Raw genomic sequence first — 384 nt, 5'->3', positions numbered from 1 at the left:
GTAGTGATTATAGGCGTGGTAAGCGTAGATCGCCAGCAGTGGAAAGACACTGATCAGCATCAAACTTTGCTCTAATACATTCTCAATACTGACATCATCGGCTTGCGGATCATAACTGGCTAATGTCAAAATACTGCGAGATAAACTATTCATGATATCCGCAGAAGGTGCTTTCATGATCACGTCACGAACAAAATTGGTTGGAAGCGTACGTTTATCCGCCAATAACTGACGAAATCCCTGCAATTCAGATAACTTTGGCAGCTCGCCAAAAAGTAATAAATATGCAATCTCTTCAAAACCAAACCGATTTTCTTCAACGAATCCTGCAACCAGTTCATTGATATCGATTCCGCGATAACGTAATTCCCCACAAGCCTCGAG

General features: G+C 41.9%; 1 protein-coding gene. It reads right to left on the bottom strand.

Annotation, left to right across the window (positions count from 1 at the left end; translation table 11 throughout):
* A partial coding sequence (locus E4T92_RS11010; protein ID WP_280740694.1) for a citrate/2-methylcitrate synthase occupies positions 1-384 on the bottom strand: 384 nt, incomplete at both ends.

Origin of the sequence: Pasteurella sp. WM03, assembly GCF_004570945.1 — a bacterium.
Taxonomy (GTDB): domain Bacteria; phylum Pseudomonadota; class Gammaproteobacteria; order Enterobacterales; family Pasteurellaceae; genus Rodentibacter.
Note: the sequence above shows the minus strand (reverse complement) of the source record. Positions and strands in the feature narration are given on the sequence as shown.